Raw genomic sequence first — 24310 nt, 5'->3', positions numbered from 1 at the left:
CTATCGAATGCGCTATTGAATCCGCGCCATTTGACCGGCGCGTACTGTGGTCAACAGCGCATCTTTAAGTTTGGCAACATAGGTGTCCACGTCGGCTTCGGTTTCCAGGTACGTCTTACTGGAGAGTTCGGCAGCACGGATGACGCGAGTGGTCTTGGCCACGGGAGCGGGCACGTTAGGCTGACCGGTCTGCAGCGGTTTGGCCGTATCGCCCGGCATGGCGGCATGATGCGGGACTTTGGCGGCAGCCACTTCGATGATATTGATGGCGTCGTCCATTGCGTCGCCGCCAGCTGCTTGCAGCAACATGATTTGCGCGATGCTAGTCTGGCTGGCAATGCGGGTTTTCAGGTCTTGCAGCGGACGCAGAGCCTTGTTGCTCAGGTCGGCAGTGGTCGCCGCTGCAGCCTCCAGTTTGGCCTGCACTTCGGCCAGTTTGGCTTCGATGGACAGTAAAGCTCGTTCACGTTTTTCTTGCGCCAGTTGCTCATTGATGGCGGTGACGGAGGCAAGTAGCGGCTCGATGCGGTTGACCTGGCCGTAGGGCTTGGGGTTGTCGCGGATTTGGGCCAGGTCAACTAGGGCGGCGGCGGCTTGAGGCACTTTGGTCAATGCTTCACGATTGCTTTCGAATCCGCTCAGGCCATCCAGCAGCTTGCGCCAGGCGGCAATCTGGGTCTTGTAGAAGTTGACCAGGTCATGGATGTCGTCCACAGCATCCAGCCACTCGTTCTTGGCCGCCAAGAGGGCTTCGATGAAGGCAAAGCTATCTCGCGTGCTGAGTTGCTGGGAGATGCGGGCGAGCGCGGCGTCGATGTCGGGCTTGCCAGGGTGGTGCGGCGTAGCGGCGGTGTGAGCGTAGCTTTTGAGCTCGGCTTGCCACTCGGTCAAGCGAGTGCGGAAGTCGGCGACTAGGCTGTCCTCTTCTTCTCGGCCCATTTTTTGGAACAAGTCTTTGTACAACTCGCGGGCGCGCTTGATTGCGGTTGCATCGGCAGTCTTGCGTTTGAGGATGGACACCTGTTTGAAACGAGCGGTCTTAGTGAGCGGGTCGGCGGCGGATACGGGGTCAAGGTCGGAGCCTTCGAGCATTAGCTTGATTTCGCCGGACATGAACAGGCGGGCGATGAGCAACACGGTTTCCCACTCTGGTTTCCAACCCCAGGGGATGCCGGCAAAGCGGTCCACCACGTCTGACAGCAATACCCGGTTCTGGCTGGCGGCCAGTTGCAGGTAGTCGCGCATTTCCTTGATGGCGAGAGCGTTGCCGGCGTCGCCGTCCAAGCCCAACGAATGCTGGCCCAAATCGTCCGCATTGAGCACGGCCTTGATTTCGGCTATTGGGTCAACCTGGCGCACCTTGAGGTATGGCAGCTTGCTATAAGTGTTGGTGATGAGATAATTGAGCAGCTCGTCGAGCACCTTGTCCGCGCTGGCAGTCTTAATTTGAACCGGCTGGCCCAGTGCGTAAAAATCGCCTGACGCGATAAGTTCGGAAAGCTGGTGCACCAGACGCATTCGGCGTTCACGGTTTTCGTCCTTGCGGTCGGCGAGGATGCGCTTGAGCGACGGACTGGCTTGGTCGGCTTTGGGGCTGACGATGTATTTTTCGATTTGCAGGTACAGCGCCAATTCAATGTCCAGGCGCTCGCCTTCCGGTAGGCGCACCAAGGCGCGGCCGTTTCCCTCACCGCTCCGCAAGATGCAGCGGGCTGGCTGGAGACGCTCGTATTCATCACACAGCGGGGTTAGCACTTCAAAGCTCAGGGCGTGGCTGGCCTGGCGCCATGGGACACCGTCAAGCAGGCGGTTGAATTCGTAGTCGGCCTTGGTTTCGCGGTGGCGCACCTTGGTTTGGTCCTTGAAAATATCCTCAAAAATCAGCTTCGCCAGTTCGCGGGACTTTTCAGCAGCGGAGACCTCGACATGACCGATTTCTCGGGCGACATCACGCTCTTCGTTGGTCAGGAAGAACCACAGGTCACCGTTGCGGCTGACTAGGCGCTCCCGCTCCAGGCGCGCCAGACTTTCCTGAATCTTGCGCTTGAGGGCAAGCTTGTCCGCGTCAATCTGGTCTATGCAAAGGGTGGCTAGGTTGTCGATTGTTGGCTTGACGATGTCCGGGATGTAGCGAATCAGGAACATCGCCTTGAGCAGCTGGCCATCATAAGGCTGCAAGCCGGGATTGTCCGGCGCCTGGTCTATCGAGCGCTTGGCGACGCCGTCGATGAAGCTCTCGATGGCGGGATAGAAATCGTACAGCGGTATCAGCACATCGATGCCGTGGTTCGCATTGCGCACGGCCGCGGACTGGAAGGCATCGAGCAGCGAACGTTCGCCCCGTGACAAGTGCTTGCCGGTGGCGCCCACCTTGCGGATGGATTCAAAAATCTTTTGCAGCAGCGTGAACTGGTATGGCGCGAACGGGTAGCAGGTGACGAATTCAGCGGCGTCCTTGTAACCACGCAAGGTCACCGAGTTGCCCGAGAACGCCAGTTGATTGTTGATGACGTCGCTCTTGCTGGCGAAGGCATCGCGCAGCGCAACGTGGGCGGCCTCCGTCTTCGAAAGCAGGCGCTCGCCGATGACTTCGTCGGTGTTGCTGCTGGCTAGCGACAAACGGGTGTGGAAGCGCGCTTGAATCTTTGAGAAGTCCTGGCCCTTGGACTTGTTGTCCTCGCCGATGGCAGCGTCAATATCTTCCTGGCTGGTGACAATGACCCATGCGCGGCCCTTGCACTGGGCACCGAGCTGCTCGGTGATTGTCTGGAGGTTAAGCATCAGCGGCGAGCTGGCCCCGATGAACTGGCCCACTTCATCGACCAGAAAGATGACCTTGTGACTGGCCGGGCAAGTAGCCAGATACTCGTTGACGACCCTGGCAAAACCTTCAAGGGTGATGCGATAATCATCTCTTGCATTGTCGAACCACTTACCAGCCGATTCAGGCGTCATTTTCAAGGCTTGGGCAAGCGCGGTCACAATGTCGTCGCGATAAAAGGCGACCGCATCACTCTCCTGCTCCCATGCGCCACCGTTGGAGGCGGTAAAGGCGGCCTTGAACGTGTCGAACGCGCCCTTGGCTATCAGGTGACGTTCCATGTCTGCGATGTGCGGCGTATCGCCCGACAGGCCCACCTTCTCGTTGAATACCCGCAAGAAGACCTGCAAAATCGCGTCGGGGTCGGACTTGTTGGCTTTGGCGTCGATGTTAAAAAGGATGACGTCGGCCGTGCCCTGCACTGCTCGCTGAATGTCAGCGTGCAGCATGGCATCTTTGATTTTTTGGTGGTCAAAGAACTGGGCAGCGTTGCGTTTCTCCTCGGTCTCGGGGTTTTGAGCCTCGATATTTTCCAGCAAATAGGACAGTATCTTAATGAAGTGGGACTTACCCGAGCCGAAGAAGCCGGACACCCAGACACCCATGCGGTCGGTGATGGCGGCGTCATTCGGGCGGTCCATGGCCGCCAGGTAGGCGTCAAAGAACTTGCGTAGGTACTCGCTAATCTGCTTGGTGACGACATACTCCTCCAGCTCTTGCCACACGCTAGCAGCATCCATCTGGTCCGCTTTGATGACGCCGTTGATGGGACGGTCGATGGGCTTGAGGAAAAGCTCGCTGATTTTCATGTTGTTCTGGTTTCCTGATTGACTGGAGTGTGCTGCCGGGGCTGCCTGAAATGCTTGAGCGGGTTGCTACGTAGTTTCTGGCACTAGGCGGAAGGCGCGATAGTAGTGGTCTTCGGCCAGCGAATTGAACAGCCGTAGCGAGTGCCCGTCGTAGCGGCCGGGGAAAAACATCAGCAGAGGCGTGTTGCCCATGATGGGGTGCAGAGCGGACAGCAATGTGTGCGTGCGGAGCATCGGGTACACAGAGCCGACGCCGGTCAAAATCAAAAGGTCGAGATTTGGGATGTCGTGCTGGGAGGCGATTTTCTGCGCAATCTTGTCTTCTTTAAGTACCGAGCGCAGCGCGGTCAACGTGCTGTCATCGCCGTTCCTGAGCTGCATGTCCATGGTCTTGTCGAGCAGATTGCGTTCCTCCAGCAACCCTGTCACCAGTTGAAGCAAATCGACGGTATCGGCCCGCAGGGCTGGCACCTTTTTTGTCAACGCAGGCAATACGGTGCCATAGAGAAAGCTGCGCATGTCCAGCTCGCGCTCGGGCGGATAGTCGAAAATCCAGAACCCGATTTCATTGCCCAAGCCTTTGCTGTCCAGGAAATCCCGCGAGGTAACGCGGGGCAGGATTTGGTTGAGGCGTTCGTCAAAGCTCAGATTCATCTCGCACGTTCCAGACAGTCAAGGACATAGGTTTCATCGTGCGCGCTCAGGTACCGTCGCACATCGGGGTGCAGGGATTGCGGTGTCAACATCATCGAACGCGCGCTCTTGAGGTACTTCGCTTCCGCCAAGATACGGACAATGACCTGGAACAGTTTGGCTTTAGTTGTGTCTGACCAACCGGCTACGGCGGCATCATGGTGTGCGCATTCAGCTAAAAAATCCTGCCAGTCCGATGGAGCCAGGGTCGGTTCGAGACGGCGCTGGCGGTCTGCATAGACGAGGAGCATGAAGTCGCCCAGCAACTGGCTGTGCTTGACTGCCGCGGCCAGTAGCAACTGGACGGCGACTTCGCTCTCCCTTTCGGCCATCATTTTCCACGCCTCTGCGTCCAGCGTAACCAGACGTCGCCGAAGAAGCCTTGCTTGCCGGCGGGCGCTGGCGGGCGTTTTCTTCTGCAGGATGTTTTCCGTCTCAATGGCGTGCTGCCACGCTGCTTCGTCCGGGTCAGACAGCAGCAATTTGGCAATGCGTCTGCTTTCAAGGGGCAACAGCGAACCAGCAGTGATGTCTGCGCTATACCGCGTCATGCGAACGCAAAAATAATAATGCTACTGACTCGCTTCATAGTTCCCTAAATCATTTTCCAAGCGTGCCAGTCTAACTGAAGGCCTTGAGCGAACGCAACATGGTCAGCGCATGGACATCGCTATAACGATAGCATATTGCCCGAAGGAAAAAACTCACCAATACTCATCATTTGACAAGATTTATAGCTTTGGGCAGCACTATGTTTGAGTCGCCCCCCCCACAGCGAGGTGACCAAGTGCCGCAGCGCCTACCACATTTTGAAAGGCGCAATGATTTGGCTCGAGTTCGAACTTGTCCGACAGAGCGCGCGCGGAAGAGCTTCCTGGACGTGGCGGCGCCCGCAAGATGAGATAGCCGAGCTACACGCGTTGTTGGCCTACCAAGCCAACCGCAAGCACCAGAAGGCCATAAAGGAAACGCTTGAGCGTATCGCGAGGCAACCAGGCTAAAGCGGTGTACGAGCGCAGTCATGGTCTCTGTGTGACGAAGCCCGCCGCCGCTGCTACAGCGGACCGCTCCCGCACCTCTTCTTTCTTCAGAAGGTCAGCCATGGAGAAAGGCTGACGCTGAATGGTTGAGTAAATTGGTGCAAGCTTCAACACTGCCTTCCCTGGCTGCCCAAAACTCAAACCTCGGCGGATATTTCGTCACAGATTCTCAAACCGGGAAGGGAGCTACATTCTATCGAGGCTCACTTCCAACTTTGAGGTGAAACGTTCTGCCCGGGCTGCCAGGTCTGCTACCTTCAGCTTCGCAATACCGAGACAGCATCTTCGCACGCTTAAAGGTCAAGACGGATTGCGATGTGAGACCCGCGCTGCGTGAGGGTAAGCAAGCTCAACGATTGGTTGACGCTACGCCAGCATCCAAGGCCACCACCCCAGCTACACATACTATAGAGTCTATAAAATACTATGGACGCCATCCACCTCCGAGTAGGCTTTGTGATTAGCGGGTGTTCTCGCTCTCAGGGGCAGGCGTAGCGATGTTCAGGTCAAGTAAAATCGATGCGGACGTCAAGTTAAACCGATACTGACGTCAAGCGGAAGCGATGTGGAGGTCAAGTAAAGAAGCCCTGCGTATCCCACGCGAACTGGCCGCCGTCTTAAGAAGCACTTGGAGGCGCACTGGGCGTGGCTGGCGATGCGCTGGCGGCGCTGAAACAGCTTGAACGTGTTGCGTGTCGTGCGCGCGTCCGCCTGCGTCCGGGCGTGCAGGCACGGCACCGAGTAAAAATGGCCATCGACCTCGACGTGTCAGTCGACGCCGACCGGCGCCACTTTTCATTCCGCGTATTCATACCCGCGCTCGGGCACCGAACGCAGGGCTGGCTGGTCCATCTCGGCGAATGCGCTGACGCGGCTGCAGGGCAGTTTCTTGACGGGCGCTGGTTCAGGTCGGTCAGCAGTATGCTCAACGCACCGGTTCAGTTCGTTGCGACTGAAGAAGCACTGGTGGTGTCGCCGCGACAGCACGCAGCGCTTGACTACCAGCACGCCGTTCTCGACCTTGGCCTTGTCCTTGGCCGCTGGAACGCGCCCGCAGCACTGCCATGCCCAAGTGCTCGGCCAGGTTGTGGTAGATGGAGTTGACGTCGAGTTAGCAGCGCGAGACTTAAGACACGCCGCTGCGCAGGTTGTCGGCTCTACAGCCCGGTGCAGTCCTGGATATGCTGGGCGCGCGCACGTGGCTTCCTATCCGGCAGTTGCTGGGGCCAAGTAGCCTCGATGTAGGTGTAATTTGACGCGCCCAGCACTGCAACGATACTTGGGCGGTGCTGATTTCGCCTGTGCTTCCGTCAGTCACGTCTACGACCTGGCCGGCGTCGTCGATGAACAGGGGCTTCCCCTGCGTCCGGGTTTGACGCATCAACGTTGTCATTGCTGGGACCAGCGAAGGTAGCGCTCGCAGAACGCACTGTATTGGTAGCCGTCCGGTTGCTCAGCCTTGTAGTCCTGCCACAGCAGTTCCAGCGTCACGCCCTTGCGACGCAGTTCATTGTGCAAGGTCGGTCAGGCCGGCGCCGGCCGTGCTCGAAATGCAGTCGCAGAACTTCAGGTTGAGAGGCGTCCAGCTAGCCCAGAAAGGGGTTTCCAGTTTGAAGTGGAAACGCCAGCCCCTCGAAAAAAATATCGGTCGGGGCTTAAGAGGAGTTTCTTAGACTCATGTGCGACCAGCGACGCCAAAGCGAAACTATGGGTGGCGACCTAGCCTATACACACCGGTCCCAATCAACTTCTACCGTCATGGAAAAAAAGCAAATTCCCCCAGCTGTGCATCTTAAGAACGCCGAAGAACAGCGAAAGCATGCGGCCCAACTTTCGCAAGCGGCGCTGACAACGGCTTTGGGATACCAGGACCCGGTGTTCAGGGCGGCCGCACTGATGAACAAAATGGCTGATAGCAGTTCAAGAAAAGCAAAAGATGCGACTCCCGAGCCTTCGGTCGCCGTGATACCGCCAGACGCTACCTTAGAGGAAGTTCGAAAGGCGCGCCGGCGTCAGGCGATTCGCCGCGGTAAAGATACATTTCTCCCCAGCTGGAATGCCTTGGCTATGGCGCTACCGAATAGTTTTTTAAGGTCCGCACTATTTTCGACGGGAAGAAGCGTTCAGACCAATGGTGCCAAGGTTTTGGCCGGAGACCAAAGCATATTGGTCGCAGGCAGAGAAATCGCAGCGTTCAAGAGCGTGACACTGACCTTTAGCGGTTATGAGCTATGCCAGTTCGACCGATATGTGTACGCGGCTTGCCTCAACTATTATCGTGAGACGCCTCTCGCTCCAGAAGACTCCAATCAATACGTAACGACATCATTCTACGAATTTGCCAAGCGGATGGGCCTTACTTACGGCTTGAATCCTCACAAGGCCATTCTCACCAGCCTGTTGCGGTTAAGCTTCGCTCAAATACGATTTAGATACAATGGGTGGAACGTGGAAGTCCCCAAACTGCTGACGGCAAGCTTTGAAGATGGCTTAATTAGTGGGGCATTCAAAGGGAGCGACCGGCTGCTGTTTCGGGTGACCGAATCCATTGCCGAGCTCTTTGGGCCTGGGGCTTGGACTGCAGTCGATAAAGAAGTCGTAGGCTACGATGGATTGATGGGCTGGATAGCAAGTTATTACGCTGGGCACTCTGCGGCAATGTGGCTTGACGTTGAGTGGTTATATGAAAGGTCAGGTTACGTATCGCACCTGCGCAACTTCAAGAAGAGCCTCATCGGCGCCCTGGAAAAGCTTAAAGTTGAACAGACGCCGGCCTGCAGCCGAGTCAGCGCATACCATTTCACCGACGATGGTCTCAAATTAATGGTTGTGCGCACAACCTGGAGCAAGACCGGCCTCATCAAATAAATGACCCATGATTTAACCTTCGGCCTTCTGCCTGCAAATGCCAAAGAGCCCGCCCCGAAATGGAACGTTAGCTTTGGCGTCAGGCAGTCGGCCGCCGCTGCCTGGGCTCGTTGAGTATTCGAACAATGACATTGAACGGGGCGCCCCGTGCGAGCACAATCATCGAAGATTAACGCACCTCGGCCTTGGCTGCCTCCTTCCTACGGTACTGAGTTTCGTCGGGTATTCCGCGCGGAATAATCACGCGCGCAAGTAGCGGCTAAGCGTCCTGCATGCCATCAATCGGCGATTGGTTCCAGGCTGAGCGCACTCCGCAGACCACCGCCACCTGACCAATACAAAATTATTCCGCGTGGAATAATGCCCGCTCATGGGTCACAGCGACGTATGTCTGAGTGGACTCATCCACCCAACGCTACCCAAGGCCGCGCGTTATTCCGCGCGGAATAGTCACGAGCATGAGCAGCGGCGAAGCGCTCTGCATGCCAACAATTAGCGCCCAGGTCACGGCTAAGTAAGCGTGCTGAAATTATTGTGAATTTATGGCGAGCAGAAGAAGGGGATGCAATGCAAGGCGCGCGCCGCAACGCAGAGCGAGCCGGTCCGCCGCCGCGGCTGCTAGCGGTGGGCAACGCAGCAGCGCGCCCCTTATGGCAGCTAGAAATCACAAGAATTTATGCGCGCTTACTTAGGACACTTTCGCAATCCCCCGAGCTCGACTTGGTGCCTTGCCGGTCACAATGGACCGGTCCCCGCGCTAGCCGCCACAAACTGTCCTACTAGGACACTTTCGCAATCCCACCGAGCTCGGTCTGATGCCTTGCCGGCCACAATCGACCAGCCCCGGCGCCAGCCGCCACAAACCGTCCTAGTAGGACACTTTTCCAACCCCAACGACCTGGCGCCGCGCCGGTGACAACACAATGTCCTAGTAGGAGACTTTCGCAACCCCAACGAGCTCGTCCGGGCGCCGTGCCGGCCACAATCGACCGGCCCCCGCGCCAGCCGCCACAAACTGTCCTAGTAGGACAGTTTCGCAACTCCAACGACCTGGCGCCGCGCCGGTGACCACACACTGTCCTAGTAGGAGACTTTCGCAACCCCAACGAGCTCGTCCGGGCGCCCTGCCTGCCACAATCGACCGTCCCCTGCGCTATCCGCCACAAACTGTCCTAGTAGGACAGTTTCACAACCCCAACGACCTAGAGCCGCGCCGGCGACCACAAACTGTCCTACTAGGACACTTCCGCAATCCCACCGAGCTCGACCTGGTGCCTTGCCGGCCACAATAGACCGCCCCCCGCGCCAGCCCCCACAAACTATCCTAGTAGGACACTTTCACAACCCCAACGACTTGGCCCCGTGCCGGCGACCACAAACTGTCCTACTAGGACACTTTCGCACTCCCACCGAGCTCGACCTGGTGCCTTGCCGGCCTCAATCGACCGGCCCCCGTGCCACCCGCCACAAACCGTCCTAGTAGGACACTTTTCCAACCCCAACGACCTGGCGCCGCGCCGGTGACAACACACTGTCCTAGTAGGACACTTTCGCAACCCCAACGAGCTTGTCCGGGCGCCGTGCCGGCCACAATCGACCGCCCCCCGCGCCGGCCGCCAAAAACTGTCCTAGTAGGACAGTTTCACAACCCCAACGACCTGGCGCCGCGCCGGCGACCACAAACTGTCCTAGTAGGACACTGTCCCAACCCCAACGCTGGCGCGGCAGGAGACCTGGCGCCGCGCCGGTGACCACACACTGTCTTAGTAGGTGACTTTCGCAACCCCAACGAGCTCGTCCGAGCGCCGTGCCGGCCATAATCGACCGGCCTCCGCGCCAGCCACCACAAACTGTCCTAGTAGGACACTTTCACAACCCCAACGACTTGGGCCCCGCGCCGGCCGCCACAAACTGTCCTAGTAGGACAGTTTCGCAACTCCAGCGACTTCGACCTGGCGCCGGGCGGGTGACCAAAAACTGTCCTTCTAAGTAAGCGTGCAGAAATTCTTGTGATTTATATGGAACAGAAGGGGATGCGACGCAAGGCGCGCGCCGCGACGCAGTACGAGCCGGTCCGCCGCCGCGGCTGCTAGCGGTGAGCAACGCAGCAAAGCGCCCCTTATGGCAGCCAGAAATCACAAGAATTTACGCGCGCTTACTTAGCGTCCTCCACGGACAATCGCCACCTGACCAATCTGAAATTATTCAGCGCGTAATAATCACGCGCACGAGCGCCGGCTAGGCGTTCTGCATACCAACAATTAGCACCCAGCTCACGGCTGAGAGTCCTCCACGGACAAGCTACGCAATCCTAACTTTGAACAGCTGCGCGTCGCGCGCATCCTTCACAAAGCGGAGCATGTCCCGGCGGGCCTGCGCCGGCACTGCGGCACCCGGTGGCCCTCAAGCATCCAGCCGTCGAACACGCCCCGGCACGACCCGCACCGGTCCCCAAGCATCTCCATCAGGGACTCGTGAGTCGGCGTGGGGGCGGCTTATCAGGTCCTCGACAACCGCCTTGGGCTGGCTGCGCCCCCGATTCTTAAACAGGAGCCGGGCACGCACGACCTCGGAGCTGTAAAAATGGTGCGGCGCCCGATGCCGCCCTCCAGTAGTCTAAAAATTACGCCAATATTATTTCGAATTTGAAACAATTTACGGTGCCACTAAAAATATAATAATCTGAAAAACAACTTGGAAATAGTGGGCATTTTTACGATTGCAGAAAATAACAAAAAAATTAATCAAATCAAGGACTTGAAAATTTCCTTAGAGCAATTATACTGGTCATATTGCGGCCTCCCGAAAGACCATTTTTACGTTTAGATTGGCTCATCATCAACCAACGACTAAACATAAAAATACATTCCAAAAATGCATCTTGGCACCGTTCCCCTTAACTAAAGACTTCTACATGAGCACATTCAATTACATCGATTTTGACACTAGCCTTGCTTTCGCCCGCAGCGATGAAGGCGCTAATTACATCAACGAACAGTACGTCGGCGAGACCGCGAACCAAGAGTATCCGGGTGCATTTTTCTCTGTGTACCGCACACCTCAAGCGGCCGCCTTGGCTGCCCTAGCAAATTGCACTGACGAGGAGCTCGCCAGGGTAGGCGACGAGTTCAGTGTTGCAACGGCACGCTGCGATGGAATTCTGCTTCACAGTGCAGAAATCGGGCACAACGGCGGCATGACGCACACAGACCTCGAGGGCTTTGCTTCTTTCCTCGAAGGTAATGATTGGATTGCCTTGGACTTGATTAACGACATCTACGGCCTAGAAGTCGACGTCGCAAGCTGCAAGCCGTCGAGCTTGAAGTTCAACCCGGCCGAGCCTTGGAGCCTGCATGAAGCCCGAGCCATCGCTGCCGACAGCGATGAAGCACTGTGCTCGCCATCTTTGTACGACCACAACGCGAGGCCCCAAGTCGTCAAGCTTGATGACGGAGAGGCAATGGTTATCATCTTCAACCACGGCGCCCCGGTCAAGTACGGCATCTTGGACGCAGCAGGCCTTGAAGAGCTGCGCGAAGGTGTCCGCGACATTCAACTGGCCGACATCGACTATTGTCTCAAGCTGTCTGGCGGACTTGAACGCTGCTACTACACGTCCTATCAAAGAGGGTAAAACTCACCGCCGACTCGGCGGTTCTGAGCAGCATGCAGCCGAAGTTCATGCATGCTTTTTTGCTTCCGGTCGTTCTGCTCCCGCCTGGAAGTGACGGAAATTCGAGACTTATCTGTTTCCGGCCGTGACGCTCTCCTGTCGTCAAATCAATACTTTTTCCAGCGCCAGTCGCGCGTCGCCCGTGGGTGCGCTCCGGACCTGAGAGACTGTCCTACTAGGACACTTTTTTCATTGCCGGTTGCCATTACCCCAGGCTGCTACCCTGGCCCGATGAAAACTGTCCTACTAGGACAGTTTTTTTCAGTATCGGTTAGTCGCTCGTAAATCTGCCGATTGGATGATGAGTCACCACGCTACCGCGTAGCCTCTTTCGGATGCGGGCGACATGGGCGACTCAGACAATCTTTTCCAGCCACGGCGCGTCCACCGTTCTGGGCTGCATCCTATGGCGAAAGAAGTCCTGGTAGGACACTTCTCCCCGCCCGGCTGCCACCACAAGTCCTGGCTACGCTCTGCCTCAATAGAAAGTGTCCTAACAGGACACTTTCTCCTGCCGTTTGCCGCCACAGGTCCTGGCGATTTTCTGGCCCAAGAGAAACTGTCCCACTAGGACATTTTTTTCCAGCCCGGTTGCCGCCCCAAGTCACATGTCCTCAAGTAATACGCGGCCCTCGCGAAAAGGCACGGATTCGCAGCGGTCAACCCGCCAGATGTGTGGGCTGAGAAATCCGTCAAGCGGGCTCGACCAGCAAGAGAACTCAATTGCAGTGGACACGCACTATCAAGGACGTGCAGGCAGAGCACCGGTCACGTCGCGCCCGAATCAAGCAACTCGCGCGGCACAATTCTACTGCCCCCCACAGGAGCTATGTTCTGGTATCAAGAAGTGTCATCACTTTTGGGACTTCTCAAAAGTGATGAGAACTCTTGATACCGCCTCTCCCAAACAGCTTTTTACGAGTAACAGAGCGGTCTGGAAATGTTTGAATAGCAATTCATTAACGCCGACAATGCCATATAAAATGGTCAATTTCTATAATTTTGACTAATATATGTGGCATGACCAAAAAAACTCTCGCTATGTTTCCAACCGCGCTCAAACAGCTGGCCGACCTAGGCGAGCGTCTGCGGTTGGCACGCCGCCGCCGGTTGATAGGCACTGAACTCTTTGCCGAACGCATGGGCGTGTCTCGCGAAACTTTGCGGCGCCTGGAAAATGGCGACCCCACAATCGCCATGGGGACGTACCTGCGTGCGCTGGGTGTCTTGGGGCTTGATGGAGACGTCGACGCAATCGGCCGCGATGACGTGCTGGGCCGAAAACTGCAAGACCTTGAGCTGAGCAGGTCGAAAACATAATCCGGATAGGACGGCCTTCCAAAGCTTTGAGGGATGCCGGCACAAACCGGGCACTAGGCAGGTCCTGGCGAGTAAGGTCGGAAAGAAACACCAGTCTCACACTAGGTCCTATCTCCTCGCCGTCATTATTGCGACCCGTCGCGGCAGTTACCCGGCCACGCAGCGTCCAAATCATGCTGTTCGCGTCACACTATACTTCTGTCCCTAGACTATGGAACAAAGACATGTCTGAACTGACAAAAGAACAAATCGCAATGCTCGAACTGCGCAATGCGGCATACCATGAAGCCGGACACAGAATTATCTGCCGTCGCTTTGGCGGAGACGGCGACATCCTCATCTGGAAAAATGAAAGTGGCAATCCGGACGAGCAAGCTTGGCGCGGACAGTTTCGCACTCGCGTTTGTCCGCAACAGATGCACGACGCAGCAAAGAGGGCCGGGTTTCCCGCAGTCGACCTACCCGACAACTGGAGGGCATTAATCGGCATGGCTGGCTTGGTAGCAGAAGAAATTTTGCGTGACGGAATCGACGATGCTGAACTTGTTGCCGACAGCATATCTGCCACGATTTTGCTCGGGTACGCATCAGCGACGGACTTGATGACGATGGGCATCACAAACATCGACGACTTTGAACTGAGCTGCGAAGACGTCGAGCCGGCCTTGCGCTATCTGAAGGAAGAATGGCCGCTTGTTCAGGAGTACGCGGAATACCACATCGCAGAAGCGATGGCGGCCGAAGCATCACTTGCTTTCGCCTAAGGCCTCGCTGCGCCGCTACGACCCGCGCTAGTGGCGTTCTGAGCCGACTTTATCGCCCTCGCTTCGCAGTGGAATGAGGGGCACTTGTCCACTCAAAGAGGGTTCTGCCTGGAGCACGCAGCTGCATGCCACTGCGCGGCGAATAGCACACCGCGTCGTCATGGGTAACACCATCAAAGTCACAGTAGCAGACCCAGAGCAGGTCTTGATGTAGGTCTTTATCGTCGCTCATTTCTCATCCTCGTCATATCCAGCCAGGTTTGGAGTCATCTCTGCAAATCGTCCTTCTGACATCGCACGCCTAATATCCTCCGGTGTTCGCCGCGGCGTAATTCGAAGTTGAGACGCGCAGAAAATCGCTAATTCGCGTTCGGGAACATCACGCACAGGTTGTTGGTCCGACCCCGGAGCTGAGTTCTCCGCTTGTTGTTCGTGCTCCAGCCAGCCTCGGCCTCCCATGGCCAAGCCGAGGCCGTGCAATATTTTGAGCAGCGAATCAGTACGGATTGGCTTGCCCGCCTCAACGCGTGCGAGCACAAATCTTGACACTCCTACGACCGCTGCCACGTCAACCGAGCGGAGCCGGCGCCGGATTCGCTGGCCCCGGATGAGTTGACCTATGGCCTTTAGCCCTTGGTCTAGAGCGCTTCGGTCGGTCGAAAGTGTCGGAAACTGCACAATGCTCCTTCGCTGTGTGAGGACGTTCTCTGCTACCAATTCCAAGTTATCCAGCCTCCGAATCCTCATCGCCGAAGCGCTCTGCAACTAAGCAATCAACACTGCGAGCTGCGGAGAGAGACATCCGGACACGCTCCACAGCTCGCGGTATAAACGGGCTGCAGAGGCCTTGTCACCTCACAGCATCACGCAGCACAGTTACCCGAGGCGATTTGGTTCACGGCGTCGGCATCTGCCAAATCTCCGCGATGGCGATTGACGTGAGCTTCATGTCAGCATCGTTGGGGTAGTGCCGAAGCAGCCGATGGGCTTCTGACGCTATTTCATGCGGAATGTTGGTGCTTTGGGAGTAAGCGAGTTCGTTAAGAAATTTCCTCGTCTGTAGAACTGCTGAAGTTCGCTCATACGGCATAGTCATTTGTAATCTCCATAAAGAAAGAATCGAAAAGGTCTGACCTAGTCGTCACATGCTCGGCTCGGATTAATTCCTGCTTCCACTCAGCTGCACCAATGCTGGGTCAAGGTGAGCGCTCGTCAAGGCATCCGAATCCTTTTAAAGCCCAACCTTTGCTCCGGTGCAGGCTCGCCAAAGCACTCGAAGTACACCTCGCTGTCGAAGCCTGACGGAGTGTAGCCAGTTGAGGCCAGCCAGCTCCGCACCCTGCGCACCGCCGACATGAACGCCGGCATCACGTCTACATACACCTGCGTCGTCGGATAACGCCCATCCACGCCAGCCCTTGCGATGGCCGCAAACTCCAGTTCGCTGTTCCACAAGGTGCGGTGTTTTTCGACATTCTTTAAGGCCGGCAGGCGAGCGTAAAAATCATCGAGCAGGTAGTAGAAGCGAACCGTGAGCGCATCCGCCTCCGGCGTCGTGCTCCCGAGCAGAAACTCGGCGCCCGACAGGCGTTCGAATGCATCGTTCAGGTGAATCCGGGCGTTCCAGCTCTGAAAAAGCTGGTGGCCTTCGTGGTGATGGATGGCATTTCGCAGCGCGATGATGAGGGAGGTATCCCCATGGCCAAAATAGTCGAAGTCAGGGAGATTCTTCGTGACGTCATACAGGACATGGAACTTCTCGAGTTTCGCTTCCATTGCCATGTCTTGATTCTTCACCGCCTCTTCTCGGTCGACAGCGAAAACACCGTTGAATCGCAGCTTGCTCTCAACATAGAGGCGCATGCTATTTGACAAGCCCTCCCAAGCCCGTTGTGTTGATGTCATCATTTGCCCCAGCCCATAAAGTTATGGAGGCCGCATTATATAAACACTTCCCCTCAGAGCTTGACAACTTCCAGGTCACATACCTCCAACAGCCCGTCGGTGACGCACGCCAGTGCCTTTCTTTTTGCAGCATCGAGGCCAGTCGGCCATGGCTGCCAAGCTGGGCTTTAGCCCGTTTCTATAAACGTGAGGTTGATGCTCCAGCGCTGTTTCGACTGCGGGTGCAGGGTGACCATGAACCCGGCCACCATGGCCGGCCATGTGCCGTTTGGCTGCCTTTTCCACTCAATTTGCGCTTGCTCGCGGTCCCGCAGACGCTGTTGATTCACTAGCATGCGGACGATTACCAGGGCTTCCGCCGACACCCACGTGTCACCAGCAGCCATCGGCTGGATGCTGCGCATGATTGCGGCAGGCGCGAGGGAGTCCCAACTCGCGCAAGCAGCGGACCAGCACGGTGGGCCTCTAGTCAAGCTCCGCAAGCATTTCACGGAACAGCTCCGTGCGCTCTGCTGGCGTAGTGATGAATGCCAGGCCCTCCTCGACTGGCCCGGCCACCCCACCGCCCCACTTTTAGCTGCAATAACTCCGCAGCGCGCTCCATACGTTAGTAACATGTATAGCCGGCTTCCTTCCTAAAAACTGTCCTAGTAGGACAGTTTTTGCTACGCCGGCTTCGCGCCACCAATCGATGCTACTCTCGAGACCGACAAAAAGTGTCCTACTAGGACACTTCCTGTCGGGTTTGAGCTCACGTCATCGCCGCGACTCACCAACCGGATACCGGCTCCCTTTTGGAGTCACCTATGGACTGCACCTGCGTGGATTCCGGTAGCGCCGCGTCGACCAAATGCGCGCTCAGAAATACTACTCCGCAATATGTTCAGCTCTCATCGTCGTCATCGCCGGCTAGGCCTGGGGACATCTCTGCAAATCGTCCTTCGGCTATTGCTCGCCGTACATCTTCCGGTGTCCGAGGTAGCGTAATTCGCAGATGAGACGCGAAGAAAATCGGTAATTCGCTGTCGAGTAGCGGGGGGAGTTTTTGGGCGGACGTCGGGCCTCCATTTACCTCTTGCCACTCTGCGTTTTGCCCGGAGGCGTCCAACGCGAAACGGATGCCCCTCTTTGGCCGTGCCCCCACGACTAGGCCGAGGCCGTTTAATACTTTAACCAGCGAATCAGTCCTGACCGCTTTGCCATTTTCCAAGCGAGACATTGTTGATGTTGAAACCCTTACGCTGGCGGACGCATCAACCAGGCTTAGTCCGAGCACATACCGGCGAGTTCGGATGAGTTCTCCAAGCTCCTTCAGCCCGTAGGCAATCGGGTTTTGGTCTGTCAGAGGTGAAGTTTTCATGATGCGCTGCGCTCGCGCAAGCGGCACATAATCCAGGCTTGCTCAGAGTCAGTGTAAGGCCACTTTGCCTCATCGGCTTTCTTTATCAACGCAAGGCGAATCCGCTCATAGTGCTTTTCGTCAGTCCAGTCGGGGTATTCCCTCTTCTTACGCATGAAGTACGTCACTAGCTGGTCTGCGAGGTCGTCCGCTGATTCAAAACGGTGCATGATTTCTTCGGACGACCGCCTGGGGATGTCGTAAGCACCGTTCTCGCCCTGGGTCAACAACAGCTTCGGCTGCGCGCCTGCAATCGCGCCCAGAATTGGTTCGACGGGAAAATCTGGATGTAGTTCGCTCACTTTATTTCCGGTCTTCAGAAATTTGCTTGTATCTTCGTTATTGAAAATTATCAGTCCGCAGATAGCCGAGCACGCACCCGCATCGAACGCGAGCCCTATTACCCGTGCAACGGAGATAACGCACTTACGCTTGAAAAAACCGATTTACTAAGTAGACACTTATTGACTCCGAACGCAACATGGAAGTTGTCAGCCTCGATACGGTCAAGCATTGCACAACTCGTGTATTCATTCAAATCAGAGTCCGCTGGTAAGTCAATATAAGTTTTTTCTCTATAAAATATTACTTGCTGGACCTCCACCAGAAGCCGAAATGCCTCGTGGCCAGACAATCTATGAATAAGCACCATAGCGCAAAATTCATTAAGGGCGACTATATGGGTTGTGACATTTATATTTGAGTACGCATGTGCAAAAACAGCTTTTAACACTTGCAAGCCCTTCACAGACAACATTTCTCTATCGAACCCGGTGAGTACATACACGTTCTTTTCTTGCGCTGCATTTCCTGATTTCACTTGCATCGCCACTCCAGTTCTAGCTAATCTCTCTGCCTCAAGCGTTGCGCTATATAGACAAGTATTTTCTACTGATTCCATACTGGATTTTCATCCAACCGGCCGAACATAGCATGACTTTTGCAGGGAAAGCGGTGAAAATCAACGGCGGTTGGCAGGTTGCCTTTTGCATGGTATGCGAAACGTTGTTTTTAGCCGACTTTCATAGCTTGCGCTTGGCTGCTTCTCGCCGTAACAATCTACCATTAGAAGTTTTGGCTTTGGGTTAGAGCACATCAAAGGTGCGAGAATTAGTCACAGACATCCTGCATCGGCACGGCCCCGCTGCTCTTTGCGACGCACCGACGTTCGAAATCCAGATAGCTCCGCCAGTCAAAACCACACCAACACAAATTTGGTAAGTAACGTCTCGGGAGAAGGCTGGATAATTGTCGGCCGGCGCCCGTACAACGTCGAGATGGCTATGCATTCCTTCGCCGGCAACTTGTATTGCGCCTCTTTACTGATAATTGCTCTTATCAGGGTAGATTTTTTGGCGGTTTCGCCGCCAGAATAGGCTCAGCAAGGCAATAGCCCGTTGAGGGTTAGAGAGTCCTCCAACCCAGCTGAGCAATGCCCGATTTTTGTGAATTCCTCATAGCTAATCAGAGATGCCGCTCGACAGCGTAAATTGGCTATCCTCGATTATGGGTGGACGTATCGCGGCAGAGGCCTTAGCAACTTACCGGCAAGACGAACTACGTAAGCGACATGATGGACTCGGGAATCGCCTGCGTCGTGAATCGCGACCTGTTGCTGAAGATGGAGCATGCCGCTGATTCAGCAGGATGGTTCTGGTCCGCCAATAGGTGCAACGCTTTGCTGCGGTGACGTGACCGCCCTCACCCGCCGTCTGACTTTATGGGACTTAAAAAATCCTTAGATGCAAAGATTTAATTCACAAGTGAGCGAGCCGTTAATTCCAATTTTTCTAGAAAGAAACCTAGAATTTCTTTATTTCTAGATGGCCCCGAAGTTGGCTTCATCGCTAGAAATTCACCAGCCACAACAGAATTCATTGGTGTAGTCAGAAGAAAGTGGACAACAACGATATTAAATTCTTTCAAACTCTCTGTCGAATTATGGGCAATATGGTTTCTTATTTTCTTCGCTTGTTGCAAATGTGACTGCGACGTCGTGATTGCCGTTCGAATTGGTTCGCCAGTGACGATATATGTTTCTGCCCGCTTGACTACTATTTGGGGACTTGTCCAATCCAAGAACGGCTGTGATGAAGTAACAATCGCCCGAGCATGTTCCCGGTCAGTTGGGGTCACGTGCGCAGCGACCGCAACGCCTGTCGTTGTTGGTTCACCTAGGAGGTAAGATAAAAAAACATTTTCCAATAAGTTTTCATAGGCACGAAATAGCCGCAAAAATATAGCCTCATAGAGCAGATGTCGTTCAGATTCAAGCATCCCCGTAGCAGCGTTATTTGCTTTTTGTCTAAGCGTGGTCGCAACTCCTACTGCCGTCATAAAATCAGTGAACTCATTCGCCACGGTCATTTTCTAAACCGCCTCAAAAAGTTTTGTACAAATAAAATCGGTACGGGATTTTCTAGTTGACAGGTCGGTCGTAGCTCGACGCGACGCATCAATGAAACTTCTATATTCGTCATTTGGAGGAATAGCATCCTTAGCGGTAACCTCATCATAACGAGCGCTAATTTCATCGAGTGCATTTCTGATTTGACCAATATTCGACTGATTAATCGGCGCCCTTGGAGTAGCTTCCAGACCAGAAAGCCCATAAAGACAATGCGCAATGGAAGTAAAGAGAGTGTAGAAAAAGTGAACTCGATGATAATTGGTTTGCATTAAGTCGTTAGCTGAATAAATTGTTCCCATTACCGTCATCACAACATCAAATGCACTCTCCGCATCGCCACATACTTGCTCATCATCGTCATACTTTTTGTACAAATTTGAAATAGATTTCTTCGATTGAATTCCTTCAATTAATGCGCCAAGCAGGTCAGATGAAAGTTCAGCCTCAGCCATTCTAGTCACTTCTTTTTCAGAAAGTACTCCCGATTCTATCAAGTAATTGACATACTTAAAACCTAAGGAATACGAAGCTTGCTTGAAATACCCAAGATATTGAGCGTTCAACAACTCCTGCGGATTTAGTTTTACAGAATAAGTATTTAATCTCGCAAAAATATCGAGAATGTCCTCGAACGTTAAGTCAAATAACATGTCCACACCGATTTCATATTTCAAAAAATCGGATTGTATATCTTCCGGCAACTCTGAGAATGATAGTGACGCGAATTCTTTATTATGAGCACGGGAAACTTTAAAATCACCATTTATAAAACCAAGTATTGCTCTGATGCGTTGCTGACCATCCACAACGGTCCTTATATTTCTCCCAACATTGAGAGTTTGAGTAATTAAAATTTTAGGAATAGGCTTGCCACGCAAGACCGTGTCGACCAGATAAGATTTGGCTTTTTCAGTCCATACAGAGCGACGCTGAAATTTTGGAGATAACTCGAGTAGGCCTGTCTGATGCCATTCGAGAAAATCAGAAATGTTGTATGCACGAGTGTCAAAATTTTTCATCGTAAATATCCTGTGAAGATGAGCTAAGCAGGCGGGCTTTCTTCGTACCTATCTCGACTTGAAAGAAACTTCTCTAAAAAGGCCGAATTTGCCTGGGTTGTTGTTCGTCATCTTAACTCAATGCGAGCTCTTGAATTGCCCGCTAGTGGTGTTCACTCAGAAAATTTTTCTTATAATACAAATAAGTAGACTTTGGTAGCTCAACCACCCGCCGAACAGCACGTCGATTCGACCGCGTCGCGTAGCTCCCTTCAAGAAGCTCACCCGACGCAGCACTACGCCTATCACATTCTCGCGTGCTGCCTAATGCCAAGCTCGCAAGTGGAATCATCAGTACCCGGGCGGTCCGAAAACGATGGTTTTGTGGACGTTTGTAAATTCATCACTTCCACATCGCGCTATACCCCTTTGGATGTTCATCATCCGCTCCATCAATCAGCGTCTAAAAAAGGGGTACGCAATGGCAGTTTTTGGATACGCACGGGTTAGCACAAATGAGCAGACGCTCGACCTTCAGCACGACGCACTACACGACGCTGGAACAATTAGCATCTACCAAGACACAGCAAGCGGGAAGTCTATCGACAGGCCCGAACTTAGTCATTGCCTGAGGGCTCTTCGCGCGGGCGACACATTGGTCGTTTAGCGGCTTGACCGCCTGGGGCGGAACTTGCAAGACCTGGTCAACATCATCAACGACCTCGACGCCCGTGAAGTTAAGTTCAAATCATTGAAGGAAGCCATCGACACCAGCGGGCCAGCGGGGAAACTGGTTTTTCACATGTTTGCGGCATTAGCGCAGTTCGAGCGAGAGCTGCTGAGAGAACGAACCCTGGCCGGCTTGGCGGCCGCTCGGGCTCGTGGCCGAGTAGGCGGCCGACGATGCGTTCTGAGCCCGGTGCAGCAACGAGCCGTCCTGGCAATGATGAAGGACAGAGAAATGTCGATTACTGAAATTGCGAAGCAGTTCAGTGTTTCACGTTCTACTCTGTACAACATACAAGCTGCGGGCCGACGTCCAGCGAAGTAAAGACAAACGGCGGTTGAAAACATTCTGTTAGCCGCCTGCCGACGACAGGCTTTCAGGAGACGTTCGTGCTAACATTTCCAAAATTGTTGCCTCTACCGGCGAAAGCATACAAATGGAAAAATTCCCGTTAGCAAGAAGGCATCACACTTTTGACCAGCGAATAGCTGATGAGAAGACAGAAAGCATTGTGGCAATTTTTGCGAAAATTGCTGCCGCTTCAAATGACAATCGCCCAGCGCGAAAGTTGGTTGAAGGCCGGCCCATCGTGCTCAAGCAAAGGGTGACCGGGTAAGTTCGCACTTCCGCAGAAAAACGGCCGCTCAGCGGTCGTTTTTTCAATAATACAACCGGCGCCTGCAGCGTGCCTTCGGAAGGTGAGCCGGCCTTGTCCCGCTTAACGCTGTGCACCCTGTAAGAAGCCGCAGCCAAGCCGTCGGCCGCGTTCGACGCTTGCTGTTGAGCGCTCTCGCACTAGCCGGGAAATTTCACTCGGAAATCCAACCCTTCGCTTGTTCCTTAGAATCTAATTGCAGCTTCTTAACCACTTCCTTCACGTCCTCATCTGTGACGTTCGCAACCAGAAAACCAATTCGCTTAGCGCCCTTCGCGGTTACGACGAACGGTACGTCACCCAGCCCCCAAACGCGGTCGTTTCGGTTTTCCAAGGCTTGCTGCGCTTTCTTGGACGCAGGCTTCAGGTACCCCCGGCCGAGCAGGCCAAGAATGCCAGCCTCGGTCATAACTTCGCACTCACGCGAGTCAAAGGTCCGAAACGAAAACAGCCGGTTGCTGAACGCACTGCTGTTGTACGTCCCCTCGAGACACATCATCCCCAGCACTAGCGCCTCCATGGGAGGCAGGCTCTCCGCTTCCTTTCTGCCGGAATACGGCTCTACCTTGTCGGTGAAGTAGAGGCTCATCATCATTTTAAGGAACGGCGCATTTGGGTTGGGTTTAAATTTAGTAGCCATTTCAACAAGTCGCAATAGAAAAGAAATATTGTACTATTTCCGCAAAGAAATTAAACATATACTTATGCCTCAGTGGCAATTACTTGTTCCTCGTGGCAATTTTGCGGCAGCATTGGATAATTCAAAAACTGGTGGCAAATAAGTGGCATTTTCGCTTTTTTGCCACTCTAAAAGCAGTAAGTCAAAAAACTTGATTATTTATAACTCATTGATTTATAATGGATTTACCCTAAACCGGGGTACGGTATAACGTAGGGAATTTACGTTCGGGACGCAGAGGCCGCAGGGTCGAATCCTCTCACCCCGACCAGCTGCACGTTTAAGACAACACTTCAATTCCCGCCGGCCATCACGTCAGGCCGGCCATGCTCCAATTCGTCTCGACGCAGCTGCTCTGCGCCGCAGCGGATGATCGTCGCAGCGCACTCGTCAGCGGCGACACGACCTTCAGCGGGTAGTTACAATTGAACAGCGCACTACAAGCCAAAGCAAACTGCATCGGCTTGCGGCTTTCGGAACCGTTCACCGCATGGGAATTACTGACAATGACAAATCGCAGCCTGCTCTTTTCCGCCCTGATCGGCGCCGTCGCCAGCGCGCGATCGATGACCCCAATGGCCACCATCGCCGCGGCGCGACTTGCGGACCGTCCCACCACAGGCGAAGTCTTGCTCCTTGACCGCCCGCTGTTCAAATACGGTGCGCTGGCAATGGGCGTCGCTGAACTGCTCGGCGACAAAATGAAGACGGCGCCTGATCGCACCGTGTTCCTGGGGCTGTTGGCGCGCGTGATGAGCGCGGGGATCGCCGGCGCGGCATTGGCGCCGGCGGGTCGCGAGAAAGCTGGCGCGGCCGTCGCGGTCGCAACTGCCGTTCCGCTTGCTTACCTGACACTTGCCGGGCGCAAGCAGGCCATGGCGCGTATCGGTCAGACCCGTAGCGGACTGATCGAGGACGCGCTGGTCGTGGCCGCGGGCGCGACGGTCGTGGCGCTGGCAACGAGCGCGCGACAGTAGCGGCGCCATCGGTCGCAGCAGGGGTCTGACCCGAACTTTGGGTCAGACCCCGGATTCGGTGGCGCTACCAACTGCGGGGTCCGACCCCCAATGAAGCAACGGGTCAGACCCTGACCCTTCCCCTCATATTCCGACCCTCATGACCATGGATGCCAGCGCATGCAACGCCTCATTGAGTTGTTGTCTCGGCTGAAATGATTGCGGATGTTCGCTAATCCAACTTTGTGCCAGCGAGATTGTCGAGAGGGTGGATGGCGCTTTTTTCTTGCTGCCGTATTGGATTGCATATCCATTGGCGGCTGCAGCTAGGCCGATCAACCATAGCGCGTACGTGATCAACGCGCCGAGTAAGAGAAGGATTGCCAAGCGCTGAAGTTTGCGTGTCTGACTTGTCGCCAGACCGAGACCGAACTGGCCATTTTTTACGTCGCGAAAAGTTTGCTCGATCTGCATCCGGCCGGCGTAGAGTGCAACGATGCTTTTTGCGCTCAGATCTGCGAGCGTCGGCGAGACAGCAAGCAGCCACGGCTCAACCTGGGCCGATCGGTTTTTCTTGCTTTTGGCGCTGCGCG

The 24310-nt window shown here is 54.8% G+C and carries 23 protein-coding genes and 2 pseudogenes; 9 read left to right on the top strand and 16 right to left on the bottom strand.

What is annotated here, in order from left to right; genetic code table 11:
• Positions 1 to 12: 12 nt before the first annotated feature.
• The 4 genes from brxC to ACP7DD_RS11300 form a co-directional block, all read right to left on the bottom strand.
• Complete coding sequence (gene brxC, locus ACP7DD_RS11315; RefSeq protein ID WP_426174909.1) at positions 13 to 3630, bottom strand: BREX system P-loop protein BrxC; 3618 nt, start codon at positions 3628 to 3630, stop codon at positions 13 to 15.
• A gap of 66 nt (positions 3631 to 3696) precedes the next feature.
• Positions 3697 to 4284, bottom strand: a complete 588-nt coding sequence (locus ACP7DD_RS11310; RefSeq protein ID WP_426174908.1) for a DUF1788 domain-containing protein — start codon at positions 4282 to 4284, stop codon at positions 3697 to 3699.
• Positions 4281 to 4874 carry a DUF1819 family protein gene (locus ACP7DD_RS11305; RefSeq protein ID WP_426174907.1) on the bottom strand — a complete coding sequence of 198 codons (594 nt, stop codon included), beginning with the start codon at positions 4872 to 4874 and terminating at the stop codon, positions 4281 to 4283. The genes ACP7DD_RS11310 and ACP7DD_RS11305 overlap by 4 nt, the downstream gene beginning before the upstream one ends.
• A 1017-nt stretch (positions 4875 to 5891) precedes the next feature.
• Positions 5892 to 6101 (bottom strand): hypothetical protein, encoded by a 210-nt coding sequence (locus ACP7DD_RS11300; protein WP_426174906.1) that lies wholly within the window; start codon positions 6099 to 6101, stop codon positions 5892 to 5894.
• Here ACP7DD_RS11300 and ACP7DD_RS11295 point away from each other — a divergent pair.
• Positions 6009 to 6467 (top strand): hypothetical protein, encoded by a 459-nt coding sequence (locus tag ACP7DD_RS11295; protein WP_426175028.1) that lies wholly within the window; start codon positions 6009 to 6011, stop codon positions 6465 to 6467. The genes ACP7DD_RS11300 and ACP7DD_RS11295 overlap by 93 nt on opposite strands.
• 285 nt (positions 6468 to 6752) lie before the next feature.
• On the opposite strand, the gene ACP7DD_RS11290 is transcribed toward ACP7DD_RS11295, so the two are convergent.
• Positions 6753 to 6881, bottom strand: coding sequence for a hypothetical protein (locus tag ACP7DD_RS11290; RefSeq protein ID WP_426174905.1), 129 nt, complete (start codon positions 6879 to 6881; stop codon positions 6753 to 6755).
• A 240-nt stretch (positions 6882 to 7121) separates the two neighbouring features.
• Between ACP7DD_RS11290 and ACP7DD_RS11285 the strand changes: the two genes are divergently transcribed.
• Positions 7122 to 8231, top strand: coding sequence for a plasmid replication initiator TrfA (locus ACP7DD_RS11285; protein WP_426174904.1), 1110 nt, complete (start codon positions 7122 to 7124; stop codon positions 8229 to 8231).
• A gap of 2390 nt (positions 8232 to 10621) precedes the next feature.
• On the opposite strand, the pseudogene ACP7DD_RS11280 reads toward ACP7DD_RS11285, so the two are convergent.
• Positions 10622 to 10811, bottom strand: a pseudogene (locus tag ACP7DD_RS11280) (ISL3-like element ISRso21 family transposase); the annotation flags it as partial.
• 334 nt (positions 10812 to 11145) lie between these two features.
• Between ACP7DD_RS11280 and ACP7DD_RS11275 the strand changes: the two are divergent.
• The 3 genes from ACP7DD_RS11275 (at position 11146) to ACP7DD_RS11265 (ending at position 13988) form a co-directional block, all read left to right on the top strand.
• A complete protein-coding gene (locus tag ACP7DD_RS11275; protein ID WP_426174903.1) occupies positions 11146 to 11865 on the top strand; it encodes a hypothetical protein in 720 nt (239 codons plus the stop codon).
• A gap of 1059 nt (positions 11866 to 12924) precedes the next feature.
• On the top strand, positions 12925 to 13224 hold the full coding sequence (locus tag ACP7DD_RS11270) for a helix-turn-helix domain-containing protein (RefSeq protein WP_426174902.1): 300 nt from the start codon (positions 12925 to 12927) through the stop codon (positions 13222 to 13224).
• Positions 13225 to 13448: 224 nt separating this feature from the next.
• On the top strand, positions 13449 to 13988 hold the full coding sequence (locus ACP7DD_RS11265) for a hypothetical protein (protein WP_426174901.1): 540 nt from the start codon (positions 13449 to 13451) through the stop codon (positions 13986 to 13988).
• 895 nt (positions 13989 to 14883) lie between these two features.
• On the opposite strand, the gene ACP7DD_RS11260 is transcribed toward ACP7DD_RS11265, so the two are convergent.
• From ACP7DD_RS11260 to ACP7DD_RS11235, 6 genes are all read right to left on the bottom strand, one after another.
• Positions 14884 to 15078 (bottom strand): BPSL0761 family protein, encoded by a 195-nt coding sequence (locus ACP7DD_RS11260; protein WP_426175023.1) that lies wholly within the window; start codon positions 15076 to 15078, stop codon positions 14884 to 14886.
• Positions 15079 to 15200: 122 nt separating this feature from the next.
• Complete coding sequence (locus tag ACP7DD_RS11255) at positions 15201 to 15896, bottom strand: hypothetical protein (protein WP_426174900.1); 696 nt, start codon at positions 15894 to 15896, stop codon at positions 15201 to 15203.
• Between the two features lie 164 nt (positions 15897 to 16060).
• Positions 16061 to 16297: a hypothetical protein gene (locus ACP7DD_RS11250; protein WP_426174899.1), complete on the bottom strand. Its 237-nt coding sequence runs from the start codon at positions 16295 to 16297 to the stop codon at positions 16061 to 16063.
• Positions 16298 to 16776: 479 nt separating this feature from the next.
• Complete coding sequence (locus ACP7DD_RS11245; RefSeq protein ID WP_426174898.1) at positions 16777 to 17253, bottom strand: helix-turn-helix domain-containing protein; 477 nt, start codon at positions 17251 to 17253, stop codon at positions 16777 to 16779.
• Complete coding sequence (locus ACP7DD_RS11240) at positions 17250 to 17594, bottom strand: hypothetical protein (protein WP_426174897.1); 345 nt, start codon at positions 17592 to 17594, stop codon at positions 17250 to 17252. The genes ACP7DD_RS11245 and ACP7DD_RS11240 overlap by 4 nt, the downstream gene beginning before the upstream one ends.
• A gap of 98 nt (positions 17595 to 17692) precedes the next feature.
• The gene (locus ACP7DD_RS11235; protein ID WP_426174896.1) at positions 17693 to 18193 is read right to left on the bottom strand and encodes a hypothetical protein; all 501 of its coding nucleotides are present in this window, start codon (positions 18191 to 18193) and stop codon (positions 17693 to 17695) included.
• Between the two features lie 32 nt (positions 18194 to 18225).
• On the opposite strand from ACP7DD_RS11235, the gene ACP7DD_RS11230 reads away from it, so the two are divergent.
• Positions 18226 to 18381 (top strand): hypothetical protein, encoded by a 156-nt coding sequence (locus tag ACP7DD_RS11230; protein WP_426174895.1) that lies wholly within the window; start codon positions 18226 to 18228, stop codon positions 18379 to 18381.
• A 663-nt stretch (positions 18382 to 19044) separates the two neighbouring features.
• Here ACP7DD_RS11230 and ACP7DD_RS11225 read toward each other — a convergent pair.
• Both ACP7DD_RS11225 and ACP7DD_RS11220 read right to left on the bottom strand, forming a co-directional pair.
• Complete coding sequence (locus tag ACP7DD_RS11225) at positions 19045 to 19659, bottom strand: hypothetical protein (protein ID WP_426174894.1); 615 nt, start codon at positions 19657 to 19659, stop codon at positions 19045 to 19047.
• 3 nt (positions 19660 to 19662) lie between these two features.
• Positions 19663 to 20721: a DUF262 domain-containing protein gene (locus ACP7DD_RS11220; RefSeq protein WP_426174893.1), complete on the bottom strand. Its 1059-nt coding sequence runs from the start codon at positions 20719 to 20721 to the stop codon at positions 19663 to 19665.
• 460 nt (positions 20722 to 21181) lie between these two features.
• On the opposite strand from ACP7DD_RS11220, the pseudogene ACP7DD_RS11215 reads away from it, so the two are divergent.
• Positions 21182 to 21751 (top strand): annotated as a pseudogene (locus ACP7DD_RS11215) (recombinase family protein).
• 112 nt (positions 21752 to 21863) lie between these two features.
• Entirely contained in the window at positions 21864 to 22043 is a 180-nt protein-coding gene (locus ACP7DD_RS11210; RefSeq protein ID WP_426174892.1) for a hypothetical protein, read from the top strand.
• Between the two features lie 193 nt (positions 22044 to 22236).
• Here the strand turns inward: ACP7DD_RS11210 and ACP7DD_RS11205 are convergent, their stop codons facing one another.
• Entirely contained in the window at positions 22237 to 22722 is a 486-nt protein-coding gene (locus ACP7DD_RS11205) for a hypothetical protein (protein ID WP_426174891.1), read from the bottom strand.
• Between the two features lie 464 nt (positions 22723 to 23186).
• Between ACP7DD_RS11205 and ACP7DD_RS11200 the strand changes: the two genes are divergently transcribed.
• Entirely contained in the window at positions 23187 to 23738 is a 552-nt protein-coding gene (locus ACP7DD_RS11200) for a hypothetical protein (RefSeq protein WP_426174890.1), read from the top strand.
• A gap of 123 nt (positions 23739 to 23861) precedes the next feature.
• On the opposite strand, the gene ACP7DD_RS11195 is transcribed toward ACP7DD_RS11200, so the two are convergent.
• A partial coding sequence (locus ACP7DD_RS11195; RefSeq protein ID WP_426174889.1) for a transposase occupies positions 23862 to 24310 on the bottom strand: 449 nt, incomplete at its 5' end.

The organism is Massilia sp. TWR1-2-2, assembly GCF_049897565.1.
In the GTDB taxonomy this organism is placed as follows: domain Bacteria; phylum Pseudomonadota; class Gammaproteobacteria; order Burkholderiales; family Burkholderiaceae_D; genus JAFCUW01.
The sequence above is the reverse complement of the archived record's forward strand: the minus strand, read 5'-3'. Positions and strand labels throughout refer to the sequence as shown.

Bases quoted from the DNA above. Each gene is read 5' to 3' on its own strand.
- ACP7DD_RS11230 (WP_426174895.1), top strand. From the start codon at position 18,226: ATGACTTTTGCAGGGAAAGCGGTGAAAATCAACGGCGGTTGGCAGGTT.
- ACP7DD_RS11225 (WP_426174894.1), bottom strand. From the start codon at position 19,659: ATGACCGTGGCGAATGAGTTCACTGATTTTATGACGGCAGTAGGAGTT.
- ACP7DD_RS11250 (WP_426174899.1), bottom strand. From the start codon at position 16,297: ATGCGCAGCATCCAGCCGATGGCTGCTGGTGACACGTGGGTGTCGGCG.
- ACP7DD_RS11235 (WP_426174896.1), bottom strand. From the start codon at position 18,193: ATGGAATCAGTAGAAAATACTTGTCTATATAGCGCAACGCTTGAGGCA.
- ACP7DD_RS11245 (WP_426174898.1), bottom strand. From the start codon at position 17,253: ATGAAAACTTCACCTCTGACAGACCAAAACCCGATTGCCTACGGGCTG.
- ACP7DD_RS11305 (WP_426174907.1), bottom strand. From the start codon at position 4,874: ATGACGCGGTATAGCGCAGACATCACTGCTGGTTCGCTGTTGCCCCTT.
- ACP7DD_RS11220 (WP_426174893.1), bottom strand. From the start codon at position 20,721: ATGAAAAATTTTGACACTCGTGCATACAACATTTCTGATTTTCTCGAA.
- ACP7DD_RS11275 (WP_426174903.1), top strand. From the start codon at position 11,146: ATGAGCACATTCAATTACATCGATTTTGACACTAGCCTTGCTTTCGCC.
- ACP7DD_RS11205 (WP_426174891.1), bottom strand. From the start codon at position 22,722: ATGGCTACTAAATTTAAACCCAACCCAAATGCGCCGTTCCTTAAAATG.
- ACP7DD_RS11255 (WP_426174900.1), bottom strand. From the start codon at position 15,896: ATGATGACATCAACACAACGGGCTTGGGAGGGCTTGTCAAATAGCATG.
- ACP7DD_RS11210 (WP_426174892.1), top strand. From the start codon at position 21,864: ATGGAAAAATTCCCGTTAGCAAGAAGGCATCACACTTTTGACCAGCGA.
- ACP7DD_RS11285 (WP_426174904.1), top strand. From the start codon at position 7,122: ATGGAAAAAAAGCAAATTCCCCCAGCTGTGCATCTTAAGAACGCCGAA.
- ACP7DD_RS11265 (WP_426174901.1), top strand. From the start codon at position 13,449: ATGTCTGAACTGACAAAAGAACAAATCGCAATGCTCGAACTGCGCAAT.
- ACP7DD_RS11260 (WP_426175023.1), bottom strand. From the start codon at position 15,078: ATGCCGTATGAGCGAACTTCAGCAGTTCTACAGACGAGGAAATTTCTT.
- brxC (WP_426174909.1), bottom strand. From the start codon at position 3,630: ATGAAAATCAGCGAGCTTTTCCTCAAGCCCATCGACCGTCCCATCAAC.
- ACP7DD_RS11310 (WP_426174908.1), bottom strand. From the start codon at position 4,284: ATGAATCTGAGCTTTGACGAACGCCTCAACCAAATCCTGCCCCGCGTT.
- ACP7DD_RS11270 (WP_426174902.1), top strand. From the start codon at position 12,925: ATGACCAAAAAAACTCTCGCTATGTTTCCAACCGCGCTCAAACAGCTG.